This window comes from Binatus sp. (SeqCode) (assembly GCF_035272065.1).
Classification (GTDB): domain Bacteria; phylum Desulfobacterota; class Binatia; order Binatales; family Binataceae; genus Binatus.
The window spans coordinates 100,319-116,182 of the sequence record NZ_DATEQZ010000003.1; the positions used below are offsets into that span (position 1 = coordinate 100,319).

At 62.6% G+C, this 15,864-nt stretch carries 17 protein-coding genes; 5 read left to right on the forward strand and 12 right to left on the reverse strand.

Annotation, left to right across the window (positions count from 1 at the left end):
- Positions 1–7: 7 nt before the first annotated feature.
- The 3 genes from VJX68_RS00710 to VJX68_RS00720 are packed head-to-tail and all read left to right on the forward strand — an operon-like array spanning position 8 to position 1,708.
- Positions 8–586, forward strand: a complete 579-nt coding sequence (locus VJX68_RS00710) for a sigma-70 family RNA polymerase sigma factor (RefSeq protein ID WP_324093712.1) — start codon at positions 8–10, stop codon at positions 584–586.
- A gap of 6 nt (positions 587–592) precedes the next feature.
- A complete protein-coding gene (locus VJX68_RS00715) occupies positions 593–1,177 on the forward strand; it encodes an anti-sigma factor family protein (protein ID WP_324093713.1) in 585 nt (194 codons plus the stop codon).
- Positions 1,178–1,183: 6 nt separating this feature from the next.
- Positions 1,184–1,708, forward strand: a complete 525-nt coding sequence (locus VJX68_RS00720; protein WP_324093714.1) for a hypothetical protein — start codon at positions 1,184–1,186, stop codon at positions 1,706–1,708.
- Positions 1,709–1,712: 4 nt separating this feature from the next.
- Here VJX68_RS00720 and VJX68_RS00725 read toward each other — a convergent pair whose 3' ends face one another.
- Entirely contained in the window at positions 1,713–2,081 is a 369-nt protein-coding gene (locus VJX68_RS00725; RefSeq protein ID WP_324093715.1) for an NUDIX domain-containing protein, read from the reverse strand.
- On the reverse strand, positions 2,059–2,367 hold the full coding sequence (locus VJX68_RS00730) for an NUDIX hydrolase N-terminal domain-containing protein (RefSeq protein ID WP_324093716.1): 309 nt from the start codon (positions 2,365–2,367) through the stop codon (positions 2,059–2,061). The genes VJX68_RS00725 and VJX68_RS00730 overlap by 23 nt, the downstream gene beginning before the upstream one ends.
- 64 nt (positions 2,368–2,431) lie before the next feature.
- Between VJX68_RS00730 and VJX68_RS00735 the strand changes: the two genes are divergently transcribed.
- Positions 2,432–3,283: an Nmad3 family putative nucleotide modification protein gene (locus VJX68_RS00735; RefSeq protein WP_324093717.1), complete on the forward strand. Its 852-nt coding sequence runs from the start codon at positions 2,432–2,434 to the stop codon at positions 3,281–3,283.
- On the opposite strand, the gene VJX68_RS00740 is transcribed toward VJX68_RS00735, so the two are convergent.
- The gene (locus VJX68_RS00740) at positions 3,280–4,341 is read right to left on the reverse strand and encodes a phosphotransferase family protein (protein WP_324093718.1); all 1,062 of its coding nucleotides are present in this window, start codon (positions 4,339–4,341) and stop codon (positions 3,280–3,282) included. The genes VJX68_RS00735 and VJX68_RS00740 overlap by 4 nt on opposite strands.
- Before the next feature lie 90 nt (positions 4,342–4,431).
- Here VJX68_RS00740 and VJX68_RS00745 point away from each other — a divergent pair, with 90 nt between their 5' ends.
- The gene (locus tag VJX68_RS00745) at positions 4,432–5,343 is read left to right on the forward strand and encodes a decaprenyl-phosphate phosphoribosyltransferase (RefSeq protein WP_324093719.1); all 912 of its coding nucleotides are present in this window, start codon (positions 4,432–4,434) and stop codon (positions 5,341–5,343) included.
- Here the strand turns inward: VJX68_RS00745 and VJX68_RS00750 are convergent.
- The 9 genes from VJX68_RS00750 to trpD all read right to left on the reverse strand — a co-directional run.
- On the reverse strand, positions 5,340–6,494 hold the full coding sequence (locus VJX68_RS00750; protein ID WP_324093720.1) for a glycosyltransferase family 87 protein: 1,155 nt from the start codon (positions 6,492–6,494) through the stop codon (positions 5,340–5,342). The genes VJX68_RS00745 and VJX68_RS00750 overlap by 4 nt on opposite strands.
- A 75-nt stretch (positions 6,495–6,569) precedes the next feature.
- The gene (locus VJX68_RS00755) at positions 6,570–9,104 is read right to left on the reverse strand and encodes an LPS-assembly protein LptD (protein WP_324093721.1); all 2,535 of its coding nucleotides are present in this window, start codon (positions 9,102–9,104) and stop codon (positions 6,570–6,572) included.
- A gap of 16 nt (positions 9,105–9,120) precedes the next feature.
- Positions 9,121–10,431: a bifunctional folylpolyglutamate synthase/dihydrofolate synthase gene (locus tag VJX68_RS00760; protein WP_324093722.1), complete on the reverse strand. Its 1,311-nt coding sequence runs from the start codon at positions 10,429–10,431 to the stop codon at positions 9,121–9,123.
- Positions 10,432–10,683: 252 nt separating this feature from the next.
- Positions 10,684–11,571, reverse strand: a complete 888-nt coding sequence (gene accD, locus VJX68_RS00765; protein ID WP_324093723.1) for an acetyl-CoA carboxylase, carboxyltransferase subunit beta — start codon at positions 11,569–11,571, stop codon at positions 10,684–10,686.
- The gene (trpA, locus tag VJX68_RS00770) at positions 11,564–12,415 is read right to left on the reverse strand and encodes a tryptophan synthase subunit alpha (RefSeq protein ID WP_324093724.1); all 852 of its coding nucleotides are present in this window, start codon (positions 12,413–12,415) and stop codon (positions 11,564–11,566) included. Before trpA ends, accD begins: the two co-directional genes overlap by 8 nt.
- Before the next feature lie 2 nt (positions 12,416–12,417).
- The gene (gene trpB / locus VJX68_RS00775; protein ID WP_324093725.1) at positions 12,418–13,611 is read right to left on the reverse strand and encodes a tryptophan synthase subunit beta; all 1,194 of its coding nucleotides are present in this window, start codon (positions 13,609–13,611) and stop codon (positions 12,418–12,420) included.
- Positions 13,592–14,200 (reverse strand): phosphoribosylanthranilate isomerase, encoded by a 609-nt coding sequence (locus VJX68_RS00780; protein ID WP_324093726.1) that lies wholly within the window; start codon positions 14,198–14,200, stop codon positions 13,592–13,594. The genes trpB and VJX68_RS00780 overlap by 20 nt, the downstream gene beginning before the upstream one ends.
- Complete coding sequence (gene trpC, locus VJX68_RS00785; protein WP_324093727.1) at positions 14,197–14,976, reverse strand: indole-3-glycerol phosphate synthase TrpC; 780 nt, start codon at positions 14,974–14,976, stop codon at positions 14,197–14,199. The genes VJX68_RS00780 and trpC overlap by 4 nt, the downstream gene beginning before the upstream one ends.
- Positions 14,973–15,864: anthranilate phosphoribosyltransferase (gene trpD / locus VJX68_RS00790; protein WP_324093728.1), on the reverse strand; the 892-nt coding region annotated here is incomplete at its 5' end. The genes trpC and trpD, both read right to left, overlap by 4 nt.

Consider the following 15,864-nt stretch of genomic DNA (forward strand, 5'->3'; position numbering starts at 1 on the left):
ACTCAAGTTGAGAACACCAGGCCGCCAGGACGGTGATGAAGCCGAACTTATCGAACGCTCCCGTAAGGGCGATTCGGCGGCATTCGGCGTTTTGGTGGAACGATACCAGCGACGAGTGGTCGGCGTCGCGCTGGCGGTGGTGCACAATCAGGATGACGCGATTGAACTGGCGCAAGAAACCTTTGTTCGCGCCTATGAAAACCTGTCGAAGTTCGAATCGCGATCGAGCTTCTCAACCTGGCTCTATCGAATCGCGGCCAACCTCGCGATCGATTTCTGGCGCCGCGAGGGACGCCACGTGGTCCTTCACGGAGAAGATGCCGAAACCGAAATCGGCAAGTTGCCGACCACCTCGGGAGACTCATTCAAGGAAGTCAGCCGCAGTGAACTGTCAGCGCGCCTAAAGCAAGCGCTGGAGGAGTTGACGCCAGAACATCGTGCAGTGATACTTCTACGCGAAGTCGAAGGAATGTCGTACGACGAAATTAGCGACGTTTTGCAGTGCCCAAGAGGAACGGTCATGAGCAGGTTGCACTATGCGCGAACGCACCTGCGGAACATCCTGAAGGACGTGGCCGGGGGCTGAGCGAAAATGGCTGAATGCGGTGAAATAAGTATGATGCTCGGCGCGTTCGAGGACTCAGAACTCGAACCCAACGAGATGCAGGAAGTCGCGTTCCACCTGGCGCGATGCGAATCCTGCACGGGCATCCTCGCCGATTACTCGACGCTCGGACGAGACCTCAGATCGATTGCGGCCGAGCCTTCGCTGGCCGGCTTCTCGAGCGCGGTGATCGCTCGCGTCGATCGGCTGCCGCAGCCGGTGTTCACGAGAATCGCGCGCTTCCTCAGGCGGCAGGCGGATTCTGTCGGTACCGGCTTCGCGTGGAGCGGCGCAGTAGCGGCGGTCGCCGTCATGACGATAATTTTGATGACCCCGTATGCTCGGCAGTTCGCGAATCGAGGCGCGAACTCGACCACAGCGATCGCGACGGCGGAACACGAAGCCGCGCCGGCGGCAAATCAGGTGGCGCAAGCGACGGCCAACGAGCCTACGATGGCGGATAACGATTCTCACGCCGACATCTCGCGGCTCGAGTCGGAGAACCATTCGGTTGCAGTTTGGAGCGAGCCGCGCCGGGACACTACGGTCATCTGGTTGCCGGATCAGCCTTAGGTCGCCATGACGCTGCGCCCCGGTAGCCTCACCTTCCTGATTATCGCGATAACGGCCTTTGGAACGCCGGGCCTTTCGTATGCACAGCCGGCGCCGAAGCAGGTGTTCGTCTACATCGACTCGGTCATGGCGGCGGACACCAACGAGGGCACCGACCCGCGGCTAGGCCCGATGGATAAGAAGCTGCGCGGCCTGTTCGGCTTCTCGACCTACAGCCTGATCGGTCACAACGAGGGGCAGACCGATTGCGGCAAGATGATCGCGTTCACGCTGCCGGGCGGCAAGATTCTTCACGTGCAACCGCGCGCAATCGACAACGACATGATCGCGATGGAGATCGTGCTGTTCGACGGCACGCGCCCGATGATGACCACCGACCTCAAGCTCAAGAATAACGGGACGTTGATCGTCGGTGGCCCGCGCTACGAGCAGGGGATGATGATCATCTCAATCGGCGCAAGCACGGGCGGCGTATCGCCGCCGATGCAAGCCCAGGTAGTCGGCACCCCGGCCGAAGCGAATACTCACTAGCACTTCACAGCGGATCGAAATACGGCGCGACGCGGCCGCCGAAGTGAAACTCCCGGGCCAGCGCAATCCACTTGCGATCGATCCCGTGCAGCGGCTCCGGCAGATCGTTGAGCGGGAAGAAACCGGCGGCCATAGCCTCGAGCGGATTCGCCTTCAGCTCACCACCGAGGATTCGGCAATAGAAAAGCATCGAGTAGATATGGCGCGCGGGCGAGCCGTACTTCTTGTTGTCGATAACAGCGATCAAACGTTCGGGCGCAATGACAAGCCCGGTCTCTTCGCGCGCTTCCTTGGCAACGTTCTCGGCAGGCGATACGCCGACATCGCAGAACCCGGTGGGATACCACCATTTACCGGCCGGCCGCTGGATCATAAGAATTTCGTCGCGCTCGTTGAACGCTCACGCCGCATCCCACCGCCGCTGTGACGTATCCCTCGTAGCCGGCGATCACCTGCTCGCGCCATCGGCGCCGCAATGTTTCCGCGTCGGCGTCGCTCCCGCCTGCGACGACCGAATGCATTCGCGCGGCCTCTTTGAGCAATTCCTCGTAGCGTTCAGAGTCGAAGCCGTCGGGCTTGAACGCAAGCCCGGTCCGCGCGATCGCGGTTATGCGTTCAACAAAGCGCGCCAGTTCGGCGAGCAGATCAGAATCAGGCATCGGTAATTTTCCTTGTCGCGGGAGTTCGTCGAGAAATATAGCATGGCGGCGCGATACGACTCCGATGAAGCTTATCTTTAGCCGCAAGGGATTCGACTCGGCGCATGGCGGATGCCCGAGCCCAATCCTGGATGACCGCCTGTGCTCGCTTCCCATTCCGGATCCCGGCGCGCCGACGGCCTACGCGGAAATCTCTCCATTTAGCGGTTCGCCAATCGCGCAGATTGTTGAAGGCCTGACCCGCGGCCGAGTCAGGCGGGGCGACGGCGCGCATCTCGATCCGGATTTGCGCCGCGACGCGATAGCGCGCGCCCCGGGATGGCGCCCGATCTTCGGCCAGGCCGCGGCCGCGCAGGGTCATCTCGCGAACCAGAAAATAAGCCGCGGCGATCTGTTCCTCTTCTTCGGATGCTTTCGACAAGCCGAGCAGGTAGGCGGCACGTTCCGCTTCGTCCGCAATGCGCGGATACTTCACGTCATCTTCGGATGGCTCCAAGTCGGGTGCGTGGCCGGAGCCACTAGCGGCCCAGCCGCCGAAAAGCCGTGGGCCGCCGGACATCCGCATCTCGCGCCGCGCAAGCTCGAGTACAAAAGCAACACCCTCTATTTCGCGAGCGACCGTCTCTCGTCAATTGGCGTCGATGCCGTTGGGGGCGGGATCTTCGAGCGAGTCGCACCAGAGCTGATTCTCACTGAGACCGACATGCGATGTTCGGTGTGGCGGCTGCCGCGATGGTTCGAGCCGCGCGGGCGCCCTCCCCTCACCTATCACTCGAATCCGAGCCGCTGGACGGACAGCGAGATCTATATGCGCTTGCAGTCCGCCTATCCCGGCCAGGAATTCGTGCTCGACGTCGAGCAGTATCCCGAAGCGCGCGCCTGGTTGCGATCGATCTTCCGCGCCGCCACTCGCTAGCGACGTGACGCCGAGTTGCACACCGACCACGCCGCGTCGGCAAGCGCCGGCACCCGCTCCTTGCTGCCAGCAAACAGCGGATCGTCGGCCTGTCCGAGCACGAATCGCGCGTAGCTGCCCTCCATGATAATCGCGAGCTTGAAGAGCGCGAATGCCTGGTAGAATGGGAAGTCGCGCATCGCGCGCCCGGTGCGGTGCTCGTATCGATCGATCATCTCGCGCCGGGTCAGCCATCCTTCGGCAGCCTGCATGCTGGCGATCACGCCGCCCGACGCGCGGTCGGTCGGGTCGGGCCAGTAGGTCAGCATCCAGCCGAAGTCCGCGAGCGGGTCGCCGATCGTGGACATCTCCCAATCCAGCACGGCGATCGCGCGCGCGCTGTTCGGATCAAACATCACGTTGTCGAGCTTGTAGTCGCCGTGGACAATCGTCGGCGCCGGCGACTCAGGGATGCGCGCGCGGAGCCACTCTTTCACTTTCTCCATCACGGGCAGCGGGCGCGTGTGCGGTACCGTGCGCTCGAGCTGATCGGTCCATCGCTTGAGCTGTCGTTCCAGATAGCCGTCAGGCCGCCCGAAACCCTCGAGACCTGCCGCGCGCCAATCGACCTCCTGCAGCGCGACGAGCACGTCCACCATCTGCTCGCTGACTCGTTGGCGAAGCTCGGGTGTCTGTGCGAAATGCTTGTTGTCGGCGCGCACGACGTCGCCGCGCACATACTCCATCAGGTAAAACGGCGCGCCGATGTACGACGGATCGTCGCACACGGCGTACACGCGCGGCACCGGTACGGCGGTGCCCTGCAGAGCCTTGAGCACGCGATATTCGCGCATCATGTCGTGCGCGGTCGGCAGCAACGGCCCACGCGGCGGGCGTCGAAGCGCCCATGAATGGCCGTCGAAATGAATCAGGTGAACCTCGTTGGAATGGCCGAACGAGATATTTTCTGACCTGAGTGCACCGGTATCGCCGAGCTTGTGCTCATCGAGAAACCGCTTCAGGCCAACGAGCTCGACCGTTGCCGACGGTCCGGTTTTTTCCTGCGTCGAAGTACTCATCGAGCGGTACTGTTTTCGCAAACGCGGGGCGAGGTCAAGTGTCGGCGCCATCTTGCGACGGCAAAGCGCGGACCTATACAAGGAAGGGCAGTGAACGCCGCGACCAAGTTGAACGACAGCCGGAGCGCCGGCCAGTTGGCCGCGATAGTTCGCCTTGTGCGGCCCCGTCAATGGCTCAAGAACACGCTGGTGCTGGCTGCTTTGATGTTCGGCCAGCGTCTGTTCGTTTTCCACGACGTCGTGCTCGCCGCAGTCGCGTTTGTCGCATTCTGCGCGCTCTCGAGCGCCGGCTACGTGCTGAATGACATCGCCGATCGCGAGGCCGATCGGCTGAATCCCGAAAAATGCGACCGCCCGCTGGCGCGCGGCGATCTCACCGTTGCCGCCGCAAGCAGGGCCGCACTCGCTCTCGCGGTGATCGCCGTCGTGCTGAGCATCTTACTCGGCCGCGCGTTCGTGGGCATCGCGGTGCTGTATGCCGTGCTTCAGCTCGTGTACTCGCTGTGGGCCAAGCACCAGGTGATCATCGACGTGATCGCGGTTGCGATCGGTTTCGTGCTTCGCGCATTCGCCGGCGGCGTCGCGATCAACGTCGCGGTTTCGCCGTGGCTGGTGTTCATCACGTTCGTGCTGGCGCTGTTCCTGGTGCTGGCGCGCAGACGCCACGAACTGATTGCTCTGGGCGACGACGCAATCGCTCATCGCAGCGCGCTCTCGGATTACAGTGTCCGGCTGGTCGATCAGATGATCTCGCTCGTCGCCGGCGCAACTCTCGTCAGCTACATGATTTACACCGCGTCGGCCGAGGTCGAGGCCAAGCTCGGAACCCGGCATCTCTATCTGACGGTGCCGTTCGTCGCATTCGGAATCCTGCGCTACCTGTACCTGATCGACGAGCGCAACGAAGGCGGCGACCCGGCCGACGCGTTGATCCACGATCGGCCGCTCATGCTCGCGGTCGCGCTGTGGATCCTTACCGATCTCGCATTGCTGTACTTCTAGGACTGCCGTTCGCGCCAGGTTTGAGCTTCACTGGGCGTCGATTCCGAGCGCATCCGCGCCCTGAAGATCAGCGCGGCACCGAGGTAAGCAGTCACCGGCACCGGAAATCCCGGATGCGGCACCGCCTTGATCAAGCCGGTCACGATGCAGATCGCGAGCATCGCGCCGCCGGCGATCAGCGCGACGTTACGGGCCGGCTCACGGGGCTGGTAACCCTGCCATACAGCGCGCAGCCCGAACACGTACGCGGGCAGCAGCAGCAGCGTGTCCTGGCTCCACGCAAGCGGCGACATCAGAAGAGCAAGCGCGACCCACAGTCCGAACAGGAGACCGTCGAGATCGGCGCGCCCGCGGCTGGCGATCGTGAGCACAGCGGCGATTGCGAGCAGCGCGAAGTCGACGAGCGCGGTGAATCCCCAGACTGCGAAAAGCGGCTCGGCGCGGGTCCTGGTACCAGCGAAGTGCGCTACGCTTTGTCGCACAAAAGAGAGCACGGTCAGTCCGGCGTGCCCTGTGATGCGATACGCGATCGGCAGTCCCTGCGTCACAAGCTCGAGCCAGCGGGCGGGATTCGTTAGCAGTACGCCGGCGGTAAAAAAGCCGATCGCCCAGCCGAGCGCACGCCAATCACGGCCAAACAAAAAATATCCTGCAGCCCCGGCGGGAAAAAGTTTCAGCAACGCCGCGAGCGCCAGCCACAGTCCGGCGGCAGCCGGGCGCTGCCGCCGCGCGCAGAACCATGCCCCGGACAACAGCGCTAACAACATCGGTGCGATCTGGCTCCATATCAACGCGCCGGTGAACGGGCGCGACATCAGCACCAGCGAAAGCACGATGGTCGTCGGCGCTGCGCCGAGCGGCGAAGCATTCCCGCGCGCCAGTAATAACACGGCGGTCACCATGCAGAGGACTTGCGCGGCCTGCCAGATCCAGAACGCGGCTTTCTGGTCGAGCCGTGCGAGCGGTGAAAATACCTCGACGAAAGCCGGCGTATAGTTGCAACCATGCATCGGCCCACGCAGGTCGGTCCATGGGTCGCCGCCGCTCGAGTAGTCGGTCCACCAGCCGTACAAAACGACGAAATCGAACTGGTCGTATCGATGGGAGACCGCGTGCAGGCGCTGGCCAAGCAAGATCGCCGCGACGATCACTAGGATCGCTGCGCTAGCTTTGGTAATTGGAATACGAGGCTGAGCCGGAAGTTCTATTTTCAAGCACTCGAAAGTTCAGTAGTTCGGCAGCACTCCGGTTGGCGAGCCGATCAAGCCCTGCGTCTGGAACGGATTGCGCCCGAACGGGCTGCGTCCCACCGAACCCAAACCGCCCAGCGTCAACTGGAACTGGATCTGCACTTCATTCGGATTGGTTGAGTCGGTGATTCCGAGGTCAGCCGCCCAACAGTCGCACGGAGATTTCAGCCGCACGCCGTACTCGGTCGAGAGCATTCGGTTGTCCGCGAGATCGTAGCTGGGTGCTATGTAAACGCCCAGGCGATCGAATACGTCCGTGTACGCGCGTCCCGATACGAACTGCGCGGCGTTTTTGCTAGTCGCCTGAAAAACGGTGGCGTTCCGGCTGGCGTAGTTGTATGCGAACTGGATGAAAGAGCCTTGTAGCGCCTTGCCCATGTAGATTGCCGACGCTTCGTTGGTGGCCCATGGCGGCTGAATAGTCAGCCCTGCGTTGGCAAAGGTGATGCCGGAATGCGAGCGTGGATTGTAGTCGAGCTGCGAACTTAGCGTTGCGATCTGGGTCGCATAAATGTTCAGCAGCCCCTCGATGTCCGAGATTTTCGATCCATCGGTTGCCACTTCGTGCGAGATGTCGTACGCCTGCTGTATCGTGAGGGAGCCGAGCTCCTGGGAATGCTCTCCGCCGCGGACGATATTTCCGCCGCGGGGCGCGATCGCACCCGCCAGCGGATCTTCATGGAAGGGCCCACCAGTCGATTCGGTATCGGAGATTCCTTCAGTGGGGGTGGCGTCGGTAGTCGTCTCCTCCGGAGCCTCGTCCTTCATTTTGGCGAACAGTCGCGTGGTGAATCCGTAAGTGATGAGACTGCGCGCGTTCAGACGATCGGTCTGATCGAACAAGGGCTGATTGCCTTGGTAGATGCGCGGCACGTAGGCGTAGCTGGCGAACGGCTCGATAGTATTTTTGAGCTTCTCGACCGGGCCCCATCCGGCGTCGTAAACGCGATCGAGGACCGTTGATATTCCGGCGTTTGCGTACGGGACAATTCGCGCGCTTGTTCCCGCGGAGTTGAAGGGGCTCAGCGAAACACAATTGTTGAACGTAAGCGGCGTGCCGCCACCGTCAGCGCAAGTGGGGTTGGGAACCGCCGGGGTGCTTCCGACCGGAATGATATGGAGGTTGCGTCCTGCCGTGTCATAGAGCACGGCCTGCGAACCCACGGTCCCGTAACCATAGGCGTAGTCGCCCAAACGCCACGGCAGCGTAATCCGGGGATTGGCGGAGAATCGCCCGCCATCGACCCCCTGGTAGCGGTAGAAGTTGACCGCCTCCGCGTCGTAGTCCGCGAACATCAGGTTGTTGAACAGTTCCTGGCGTCCGACCACCGTCAGATCGGGCAGCCGCTGCAACGCGAACTCTTGCGGCTGAATCAGATCCTGATTCCAGGTACCCTGCAGCCGCGCGTAGGCGTTTTCGAATTGATCGAGCAAGCCGAAATTCGAGACCGCATTTACCATCGAGCCGAAGCTGGTCGTCGCATAGCCGCGCGACAACGTCCACACATCCATCTCGCGTAGGAACAAGCTGTCGCTTACCGAAACCGTGTCGCCGTATGCGATCAGATTGTCCGTGAGATGCTGTCGCGTCATCGCGATAATTCCGTAGCGGTTGACCGGGATGTGCGGATCGGCGATCTGCGGATCGATCACGTCGTCCACGCGATTTGCATCCGACCGCAGCGACTCATTGTAGAACGAGCCATCCACCCACAAATAATCGTCCTTGCCGTTGGCCAGGCGGTACTCGGCCAGCCCGCCGACCCGCTGCGAGGTCTCAATATCGAGTGCGACCGTCGCGTCGGAACTCTTGTTGATCGCCAGATAGTACGGTTGCAGCCACTGGAAGCCGCGCAGTCCCGACTGGCCCTCGCGCCCGCTCAGGAAGCCGCTGTGGCGATCCGAGTCGGCCGGAAAGATCAGATACGGCGTCGGAATTAGCGGGTAGCCGGCCACGTTGAAGGTGGCATTGGTGGCGGTACCCGTGTGGCCCATGTTCACCACCATGTGCTCCGCGTTTATCGACCATGACGGCGTGCCCTTCTCGCATCCGCAGGTCGTGAAGAATCCGTTTTTTACCTCGTAGGTCTGCCCTTCCTGCTTGATGATCTGCTTGCCTTCAAGATGGTAAATATTTTTTTTGGCCAGCACCTTGGCGTTGGAAAGCACCATCGTCTCATTGTTCATATCGATTGTGCCCTCGGTCGCCCACATTTCGACTTCGGGATCGATCAGATGCACATGCCCAATCGCGCGCGCCTGCCTGTCACGGCGCATGATGTCGATCTCGTCGGCCTTTAGCACGCTGCCGCCTTGAGTCATGACGGCGTCGCCCTTCACCACGAAGGTGTCGGTCTTGGAGTCGTAGATGGTTTCCTGGCCGGTGACGTTGACCGGTTCCTCATGCTCGGCGCGGACCGGGCTGGGAATTCCAGATTTCTTCTTCGCCGGCTCGGCAGCGGGAGCGTCGGCACGTGCGATAGCCGGCGAAAGCATCACGGCCAACACCACCGCGATCGCGATTCCTTTAAAAGCCGGCTTCAGGAAACAACCCAACTCGCCCCTCCCGCGTTAGAAAGAACGGGTAAACTTCGCCGATAAGATACACCGATCCCGTAACGAGTGCCACGTCATCGGGCGCCAATTCGGATATCACGCGCTCCATCGCGCGCATCGGATCGCGCTCGACGCGCGCGGGGCAATGCGCCGTGAAATGCGCGACGAGTTCTTCCGGCTCCAGAGGGCTCTTCGGCTTGGCCCGCGTCAAGGTTACGTCGCGCACGCGTGGAGCGAGCATCGCGGCCATTCGCGGCCATTCCTTCGCCGACTGGCATCCGAATATCAGGCGCGGCCTAACCTCGGGGCCGAGCTCGACGCTCATCGTTTCGAGCAACGCGGCAATGCTCATCTCGTTGTGCGCACAATCAAGGATAACGAGCGGCCGCTTTGACACGACGTCGAAGCGCCCCGGCCAGTAAATTTCTCCGATGCCTCGCCGGATTGCGTCCCCATCGATTCGCCAGCCCTGCGCCCGCAGCGCCTCGAGAGTAGCAACCGCAATTGCGGCGTTCTCATGCTGAAACGGCCCCGCGAGCCCAATCTCGAGATCGCGCAGCTCCAGCCCAAGGCCGTGGTAGTCCAATCGATGCGCTGGCGCGCGCGACTTATATGAAAAATCGCGATCGATCAGTCGTACAGCGCTTCCACGCTGTCCGGCAATCGACGTCAGCACGAGCCGCGCTTCCGGGTCGCGCACGCCAACCACGACCGGGACATCGTTCTTGATAATCCCGCCCTTCTCCCCCGCGATCGCCGCGATCGTGTAGCCGAGATATTCCATGTGATCGAAACCGATCGGCGTAATAACGCTCAAAATCGGCGTAACGACATTGGTCGAATCGAGCCGCCCGCCAAGTCCAGTCTCGACCACCGCGATATCGACGTTCTCTTCTGCGAAGTACAGGAACATCATCGCAACGGTGAACTCGAAGAAGGTGAGCGCCATGCCCGCGCGGTCGTAAATCGCGCGCAGCCGCTCGATATACTCAAGCATCAGCACCGCCGGAATTTCAGCGCCCGAAATCCGCGTTCGCTCCGCCAGGTTCACAAGATGCGGCTTCGTATAAAGCCCGGTCCTGTATCCCGCTTGCCGCAAACAACTATCAAGCATAGCGGCCACCGAACCCTTACCCTTGGTGCCCGCAATATGCACGGAGCGAAGCTTGCGATGCGGATTGCCGATGAGATCAAGCGCTGCCTCCATCCGCTCAAGCTTGTAAATCTCCCCGCGCGCCTCCAGCGAATAGAGCCAGTCGATCGTTTTCGAGAGCTGTTCCATGTAAGCGGGAAGTTTAGCGGCTATCACACGCCGGCGGAAGAAATTTCGCTCGGCTTTTGCTTTGTTGCGCGCCCTGCTAGTGAGAATCTGGATGGGACTTCGCTACGCGGCCGCGCTCGTACTTTGAGTGCTGGTTTCCTTGTTGAAATTGATCGAGAAGCTAAATGCTAAAGCGTTTGTCGCGCTGGGAATCTGTCCCGGCTGAATCAGAACATCAGACCTGCAGCCTGACCTCTAGCGCCTGCGTTCCGTTTACGTCGCGGAGCGCTTGTGCCTGCCTTTGGTTCCGGGCACCGGCGCGCCACGGTTGCCGCGCGGCCTGGTTAGCATCGCGAGGATTCGCGCTAGCGTGAAGCGCATCTGGTGCCGCGGGACGATAGCGTCCAGCATTCCGTGGGCGAGCAAGAACTCGGCGCGCTGAAAATCGTCGGGCAGCTCCTGGTTGCTGGTCTGCGCCGTGACCCGGCGACCCGCAAAACCGATCAGCGCTCCCGGCTCCGAGATATTCAAATCGCCGAGCATCGCAAACGATGCCGCGACTCCTCCAGTGGTTGGATCGCACAGCACCGAGATGTACGGCAGGCGCGCATCGCGGAATCGCCCGATCGCCGACGAGACTTTCGCCATCTGCATCAGCGAGAGCGCGCCTTCCTGCATGCGCGCGCCCCCCGACGCGACGAACGCGATCACCGGCAGCTTGCGCTCGCATGCAATGTCGAACAGCCGCGCGAGCTTCTCGCCCACCACCACGCCCATGCTGCCGCCCATGAATTCGAAATCCATCACGCCAACTGCCACCGGCCGATTCTCGATTTTGCCGAGCCCAACCACCACCGCGTCGTTGCGCCCGCTGCTCGCCCGCGCCTGTTCCATCCGCTTCGGATACGGCCGCGAATCGACGAAGCCGAGCGGATCGCCAATCGCCATCTCGGCCATCAGCTCGCGCCACGTCCCGCGATCGACGCTGATCGACAGCCGCTGCGCCACGGTGACGCGGAAATGATATCCGCACTTGGGGCACACGTTCAGATTGCGCTCCACTTCCTTGCGGAACGCCATCTCCTTGCACGACGGGCACTTCGACCAGATGTCGTCAGCGGCCGCCTGCGTCGAGACTGGCGTTTGCTCGCGCTCAGCCATCTGAACTCTCCGCTGCGGGAGCGCGCTCGATTCGGCGCGCCGACTTCATCGCACCTTTCATTGCGCCAACCAGACCGCCGACCGCCTCAGGCACGTCGCCGGACTTGGCGTGCGCCTCGATCAACAAGGATATCGCGCTGCCGACCACGACCGCATCCGCCATCGTCGCGACCTCGGCGGCCTGCTCGGGAGTCGAAATGCCGAAGCCGACGCCGATTGGCAGATCGGTCACGCTGCGAAGGTCGCGCATGTGCTCTGCAATGCCGGTGTCTAGATGCGCACGCGCGCCGGTAACTCCCGTCACCGACACATAGTAGAGAAAGCCGCTGGCCGACCGCGCGATCGCGCGGCTTCGGTCGAGCGGCGTCGTCGGCGCGAGCAGGTAGATGAGATCGAGGCCGCTGGCGCGCGCGGGCCGCTTGAGCTCGCCGGCTTCCTCCGGCGGCAGATCGACTACCAGCAACGCGTCGATGCCCGCCCGTGCGGCGTCCGCGCACAACCGCTCGCATCCGTAGTGAAAAATCGGATTGTAATAGCCGAACAGTATCAGCGGAATCTGCGTTTGCGCGCGCAGCTCGCTCACCATCGAGAGTATGGCGGCCAAGGACGCGCCCGCGCCAAGTCCGCGTGCCAGCGCGCGCTGATTGGCGGGTCCGTCAGCCATCGGATCGGAAAACGGCACCCCCAGCTCGATCAAGTCGGCGCCGCGAGCCTCGAGTTCGAGCACCAGTCGTCGCGTCGTGTCCATATCGGGATCGCCGGCCACGATGAACGGGATCAGCGCCGCCTCGCCGCGCGCGCGCAGCTCGCGAAACTTACGTTTGATTCTGTGCGCCGAGGCCATGGCTACACCGTAACTCCGAACGCCTTGGCGACCGTCTGCATATCCTTGTCACCGCGGCCCGACAGATTCACGATCATGACTTGTTCCTTCGCCATTTGCGGCGCCAGCTTGATTGCGTGCGCAACCGCGTGAGAACTCTCGAGCGCCGGGATGATTCCCTCAGTCTCCGACAGCGTCTTCAATGCGTCGAGCGCCTCGGCGTCGGTAACCGAGGTGTATTCGGCACGGCCCACGTCGTTCAGCCACGAATGCTCGGGGCCGACGCCCGGATAGTCGAGGCCCGCGGCGATCGAATGCGTCTCGCGAATCTGTCCGAGCTCGTCCTGCAGCAGGTAAGTCTTGTTGCCGTGCAGAACGCCGACGCTGCCCGCAGTGATCGTGGCCGCATGATGCGGTCCGCTGATGCCGAGACCCGCGGCCTCGACGCCGATCATCCGCACATTGGTATCTTTGATAAACGGGTAGAAAAGTCCGATCGCGTTCGAGCCGCCGTTGACGCATGCGACCAGCACGTCCGGCAGACGCCCTTCGTGCTTGAGAATCTGGCGGCGCGCCTCACGCCCGATGACCGTCTGGAAATCGCGCACGATCATCGGGTACGGATGCGGTCCCGCGGTGGTGCCAATCAGGTAGTAAGTGTTGCGCACGGTCGCGATCCAATCACGCAGCGCCTCGTTCATCGCGTCCTTCAGACTCTTGCTACCCCCCTCGACGGGCGTGACCTTGGCACCGAGCAGCTTCATCCGAAAGACGTTCAGCGACTGACGCTCGACGTCAACCGACCCCATGAAGACTTCGCATTCTCGGCGAAACAGCGCCGCCATCGTTGCCGTCGCGACGCCATGCTGTCCCGCGCCGGTCTCGGCCGTGATGCGCGACTTGTTCATACGCACCGCCAGCAGCGCCTGCCCCAGAGTGTTGTTGACTTTGTGCGCGCCGGTGTGGCAGAGGTCCTCGCGCTTGAGATAAATCTTCGCGCCGCCGAGCCGCGCCGTGAGATTCTCGCACAGGTAGAGCGGCGTCGGGCGTCCCACGAACTCGCGCGAGTGCTCCTCGAGCTCGGCGCGAAACTTCGGATCGCGGCGCGCCGCCTTGTAGGCGCTCTCCAGCTCGAACAGCGCGGGCATCAAAGTTTCCGCGACGTACTTTCCGCCGAACTGGCCGAAATGGCCGCGGCTATCGGGAACGTTTTGCATTATTGACGAAGCTCCTCAGTTTGTCGTGGTCCTTCACACCTGGCGACGACTCGACGCCGCTGGCGCAATCGACCGCGTAGGGTTCGAGCGCGGCCACCTCGGCAACGTTTTCGGGGTTCAATCCGCCGGCAACGAACGCGCGGCTCAGGTCAAGCCGGCGAAGTTGCTCCAGCGGGATACGGCTCCCACTGCCGCCGTAGAGTTTCTCGTTGAAAGCGTCGAACAGCACATAGTCGGCGTGATGCGGCATCACGCTGGACAAATCGCCCTGCTTCAGCCGGCGCGTGACAATTGACGGCACCGGCCAGCCCGCGGGCGCCGCGTCATCCTCGTCGCCGGAGAACTGGATCATTTCAAGCGACACCGCGCGCAGTCGGTCATCTACATAGGCGCGCTCCGCGTTTACGAACACTCCGACCACCACCGCGCGTGATTCAACTGCGGCGCGAATCTCTCGCGCGCGCTCGACGTCAACGTAGCGGGGACTCTTCGCGTAGAAATTCAAGCCGATCATATCGGCCCCTACGGCGATCGCCGCGTGCGCGTCCTCGACGCGCGTGATGCCGCAAATTTTCACGCGTACCTTCATAACGCACGCATCAACTCTGCCAGTTTCGCGCCCGGCATACCGCCCCTAAGCAGGCTCTCGCCGACAAGAAACGCACGCGCGCCGGCAGCGGCGAGTCGTCGAATATCGTCGGGCGAATCGATTCCGCTTTCCGTGACGATCGACGCGTTACCTTTGTAGCCGGCGAGCAGGCGCTCGGTCACCGCGATGTCGGTCACAAAAGTATGCAAGTCGCGGTTGTTGATGCCTATCAGTTCAGAGCCGATTTTCTGAGCGAGTGCGAACTGGGCGGGATCATGCGATTCGACCAGCGTTGCCATGCCAAGTTCGCGGGCCAGCGCCGCCAGCGAGCGCAGCTCCCCCTCTTTCAACATCGCGGCGATCAGCAGAATGCAATCCGCGCCAGCCGCGCGCGCTTCGTAAACTTGGTACGGCTCGAAAATGAAATCCTTGCGCAACAGCGGAACGTCCACGGCGGCCCGGACGGCACGCAGATCGTCGAGCGTGCCTTTGAAATGCACGTCGGTCAGAACGGAGATCGCGACGGCGCCGCCGGCGACGTACTCACGCGCGACGTTGGCGGGATCGAGTCCCGGCATTATGTCGCCCTTGCTCGGGGAGGCGCGCTTGATCTCCGCGATTACCGCGGGACGATGCGCGCGCAGCGCCGTGACGAAATCGCGCGGCTCGGGCGCACGTCCCGCCTCGGCGACGATCGCCATCGGCGACACGACTGCGCGTCGGGCACGCACTTCGACGCGTTTGGCTGCGTAAATGTTGTCGAGTATCGAGCTCATTGTATTCCGTTGCTGGCGCGACGCATTTTGTCGAGGACTTCCAGGGCGCGGCTCTTCGCGATGATTTCTCGCGCCTCATCGACGCCTTGCTTCAGCGACGACGCCTTGCCGCCGACGTAGATGGCGGCGCCGCCGTTGAGCGCGAGCACATCTTGCGCCGGGCCCGCGCCGCCATCAAGCGCGCCGCGCAGAACTCGCACAGCCTCGTCGAGATTTCTGATCACCAGCGCGCGATGGTCGCCGCGCGAGACGCCGAGGCTCTCCGGTGTGATTTCGTATTCCGTCAACTCGCCGTTGCGAAGTTCCGCGACCCTGGTCGGACCGCTGATTGCTATTTCGTCGATTCCGTCGCCGCCATGCACGACCATCGCACGCCGCGTTCCGAGCGCGTTGAGCGCGTTTGCCATTGGCCGGATCAAATTTTCCTCGGCGACGCCCAACAGATGGAAGTGCGGACGCGCGGGGCTGCCGATCGCGCCCATCAGGTTGAAGATGGTGCGAATTCGCAGCTCGCGTCGGAGCGGCGCGATCTTCTTGAACGCGGGGTGATACGCTTGCGCGAAGATGTGGCAGCATCCGGCCGCGTCGAGGCATCGTTTCAGCCCTTCCGGATCGCAATCGATCTTCACGCCCATCGCCCCGAGCACGTCGGCCGTGCCTACTGTGCCGCTAATCGCGCGATTGCCGTGCTTGGCGACCGGCACGCCCGCCGCCGCGGCGATCAGCGCGGCGCCGGTCGAGATGTTGAAGGTGCTGGCGCCGTCGCCGCCGGTGCCGCAAGTGTCGAGCACTTCGCCGTCGCGCAGATTGAGCGGACGCGCGCGCGAAAGCATCGCTCGCACCGCGCCTGCCAGCTCGTCGGCTTCGGCGCCCTTGATTTTCAACGCG